Source organism: Halobacterium bonnevillei (assembly GCF_009831555.1).
Taxonomy (GTDB): Archaea; Halobacteriota; Halobacteria; order Halobacteriales; family Halobacteriaceae; genus Halobacterium; species Halobacterium bonnevillei.
In genome coordinates this window covers 1-3,268 of the sequence record NZ_WUUU01000247.1, presented here as the reverse complement: position 1 = coordinate 3,268, position 3,268 = coordinate 1, and the positions used below count along the sequence as shown (strand labels likewise).

The following is a 3,268-nucleotide window of genomic DNA, read 5'->3' as shown; positions in this document are numbered from 1 at the left end:
GACCGGCGGAGTGCAACCCTCGGCGAACGGCGTACGCGTCGACACCCGGGACGGCGAGGCGGTCGTCGGGACCGCTGACGGCGTGACGTCGCGCGGGGCACTCGTCGTTGATACCGGTGACGACCGCGTGGAAGTCACCGAAGGCGGTACCACGGCCCTCGAACGGCGATCGTTTGGGGACGCTGCGGCCGTCACTCGGGCTTCTTCGTCCACTTCTTCTCCACGTCAGCGTTCGCGCGCACGACCGTGTCGTCGCCGTGGCGGAAACGCGTCTTCCGGAGCTCGATGGACTGTACGACGCCCTCGACGTCGCCGGCGACTACCGTGTCACCGGGGTTGAAGTCGGGGTCGCGGAGCAAGTAGATGCCGGCGACGGCGTCCGCGAGCATGCCGGAGAGGGCGTACGAGACGCCGAGCGCGAGGAATCCGGACGCGGTGCCGAGCGCGGCCGCAATCTCGGGGAGGCCGACGGCCGAGAGGAACCCGAGAATCGCGCCGAACCACAGGAAGACGCCGACGAGTGTCGCGCCCAGTTGGACGTAGATCGGCTGACCCTGGTAGACGCGCCCGAGCACCAGGCGCACGACGGCGACGGTCGCCTTGATGACGACTGCCGCCAGCACGAGGAAGACGACGCCCGTCAGCACCCTCGGGATGCCGGACGAGAGACCCGCGAGGAACTCGTCGACGGTGGTCTCCAGCAGTTCCGAGAGCGAGGACGGGGCCTCTGGCTGCATGTACGGGCTTTCACGACGGGGGCACGTAATTCCCACCGCCGGTCGGGAAATCGCTGTCCGCCTCGCGCCTTCGCATCCAGAACCTTCTTGCGGGCCGCGCGCACCGGTTCTCGTATGACTGACGCACCAGACGTGGACGAGTTGACGCCGCCGCAGCGAACCCTGATGGGGCCGGGACCGAGTCCGGTCCACCCGCGCGTGCTGAAGGCGATGAGCACGCCGCTCGTGGGCCACCTGGACCCGTCGTTCATCGAGATCATGGACGAGACCCAGGAGCTGCTGCGGTACGCGTTCCAGACTGACAACAAGTGGACGATTCCCGTCTCGGGGACGGGCAGCGCGGCGATGGAGGCGGCCATCGGGAACCTCGTCGAACCCGGCGACACGTTCCTCGCGCCGACGAACGGCTACTTCGGCGACCGGATGGCGGAGATGGCGCGCCGCGCGGGCGGGGACGTGGTGCGCGTGGGCGCGCCGTGGGGCGAACCGCTGGACCCCAACGACGTCGGGGACGCGATGGCGGAGTTCGACCCTGACGTCTTCGGGTTCGTGCACGCGGAGACGTCGACGGGCGCAAAACAAACGAACGTCCCCGAACTCACGGACATCGCGCACGACCACGACGCGCTCGTCGTCGCGGACACCGTGACGAGCATCGGCGGCGTGGAACTCCGCGTCGACGACTGGAACGTCGACGCGGCGTACGCGGGCCCCCAGAAGTGCCTGTCGTGTCCGCCGGGCGCGAGCCCCCTGACGTTGAACGACCGCGCGATGGAGAAGGTGCTGGACCGCGAGGAGAAGCCGCGGTCGTGGTACCTCGACCTCTCGCTGTTGGAGGGCTACTGGGGCGACGAGCGCGCGTATCACCACACGGCGCCCGTATCGAACGTGTACGCGCTCCGGGAGGCGCTGCGCCTGGTCGCCGAGGAGGGAATCGAGGCCCGCTGGGAGCGCCACGAACGGATGGCGGGCGCGCTGAAAGCGGGCGTCGAAGCAATGGGGCTGGGCCTGAACCCCGAGGACGACTACTGGCTGCCGAGCCTGAACGCCGTCCGCGTCCCCGACGGGGTCGACGACGGCGCGGTCATCGACTACGTCCTGGAGCACTACGACCTCGAAATCGCGTCCGGGCTCGGTGACCTGGCGGGCGACGTGTTCCGCATCGGTTGCATGGGCCACGGCGCGCGACCGGAGAACGTCACGCTCGTCGTCGCGGCGCTCGCCGACGCCTTCGAGTCGCTGGACGCCGACGTGGACGCCGACGCTGGCCTCCGCGCGACTCGGGCCGCGCTCCGGGAGGCGTAAGGCGACGCTGGCTCGCATCCGTGACGGCTAAAGCGGCCCTGGGGTCTGCATTGCGACGAAGAACTGGTAGCCCAGAGTCAGAGGCATCGCTGTTGCTACGCGTTCGAAAGCGGCAGAGAGGGGAGTGCGTCCCTAGTTTACGGGCGGCGCGCGCGCCACTTCGTAGTCGCCGTCCTCGTCGACGCCCATGACTGCCCACTCGTACGGCGGGTCCAGCCGGCGCAACTGTCGCTCGAGTGCGTCGGTGTTGTCCGCCCACGTGACGAAGCAGCGATAGGAGCTGTCCTCGTCCGCGTCGACGTCGTCGGTGACGGCTGTCACGCGTATCTCTTTCCAGTCTCGCGTGGCGGAGAACTCCGCGCCGTCACCTGCGAGGCTGTACCCGAGGTCGTCGAAGATCGACCGGGCCTGCTCGTCGGGAGGGGTGGTAACAGTCCCCATGCATTCGGACCTTCGAGAGTCCCGGTAATAAGCTTTCCTGCCGCACGCCAATCGTTGAAAAGCAGGCGCCTCGATGCCTGGATATCCATATATTCTCCTCGTAGGTGCTTACTCGTCCGTTTCGTGGAGGCGCCACCGCTGGTAGTAGCAGTCCAGGCCGCCGTCAGCAGTCTCGAACGTCAACGGGACGCGTTCGCCGCCGGCACCGACTGTGTAGAACGAGCGGTCGTCGCTGTCCAGTGACTCCGGGAACGCGGTCAGCGACTCCTCGCCGAGCGCTGTCTCGAGGGTGACGTCGAGTTTGCCACCAGCGGCCTCGACGTCCGCCGCCATCGCGGACCGGTAGGACTCGTAGCGCCCAGCGACTCGCCGGCACTTCTCGCGGAGCGCGTAGAACGGAACCACGTCGTCCGGGTCCGCTCCGCGGAGGAGCGCCAGCAGTGCCTTGCCGACGTACGTCGGGTGGACGTCGGGGTCCGTGTTCGCCGCGACGGCGACGCCGAGTTCCGCGTCTTCGAGGAAGCCGACGTACGCGGAAGACACGCCCAGCGACCCGGAGTGACCGACCAGGTCGTCGCCCAGGAACGACCGCCGCATCCAGCCGTACCCGTAGCGCTTCTCGGTTCCGTCGAGGAGTTCGCCGCGCGTCGCGTGGGCGTCCAGCGCGCGCCTGCGGCGCTCGTCCGAGAGCACGTCCTCGTCGCCGTGCATCGCGAACCGCAGGTAGGTCGCGAGGTCGGCCGCCGAACTCAGGAGGCCACCCGCGGCGCCGAACGCCCTCCACC

4 protein-coding genes and 1 pseudogene are annotated in these 3,268 nt (G+C 68.7%); 2 read left to right on the top strand and 3 right to left on the bottom strand.

Annotated elements, in window-relative coordinates; genetic code table 11:
* Positions 1–10: 10 nt before the first annotated feature.
* Positions 11–133 (top strand): annotated as a pseudogene (locus GRX66_RS20620) (hypothetical protein); the annotation flags it as partial.
* A gap of 58 nt (positions 134–191) precedes the next feature.
* Here the strand turns inward: GRX66_RS20620 and GRX66_RS17720 are convergent.
* Positions 192–737: a mechanosensitive ion channel domain-containing protein gene (locus GRX66_RS17720; protein ID WP_159527685.1), complete on the bottom strand. Its 546-nt coding sequence runs from the start codon at positions 735–737 to the stop codon at positions 192–194.
* 114 nt (positions 738–851) lie between these two features.
* Here GRX66_RS17720 and GRX66_RS17715 point away from each other — a divergent pair, with 114 nt between their 5' ends.
* Positions 852–2,042, top strand: coding sequence for a pyridoxal-phosphate-dependent aminotransferase family protein (locus GRX66_RS17715; RefSeq protein ID WP_159527684.1), 1,191 nt, complete (start codon positions 852–854; stop codon positions 2,040–2,042).
* Positions 2,043–2,174: 132 nt separating this feature from the next.
* Here the strand turns inward: GRX66_RS17715 and GRX66_RS17710 are convergent, their stop codons facing one another.
* Together GRX66_RS17710 and GRX66_RS17705 are read right to left on the bottom strand one after the other, a co-directional pair.
* Entirely contained in the window at positions 2,175–2,483 is a 309-nt protein-coding gene (locus GRX66_RS17710) for a DUF7116 family protein (protein ID WP_159527683.1), read from the bottom strand.
* 108 nt (positions 2,484–2,591) lie between these two features.
* The coding region (locus GRX66_RS17705) for a serine hydrolase (protein ID WP_159527682.1) at positions 2,592–3,268 on the bottom strand (677 nt) is incomplete at its 5' end.

Coding starts and splice junctions, on each gene's coding strand:
- GRX66_RS17720 (WP_159527685.1), bottom strand. CDS start 737: ATGCAGCCAGAGGCCCCGTCCTCGCTCTCGGAACTGCTGGAGACCACC.
- GRX66_RS17715 (WP_159527684.1), top strand. CDS start 852: ATGACTGACGCACCAGACGTGGACGAGTTGACGCCGCCGCAGCGAACC.
- GRX66_RS17710 (WP_159527683.1), bottom strand. CDS start 2,483: ATGGGGACTGTTACCACCCCTCCCGACGAGCAGGCCCGGTCGATCTTC.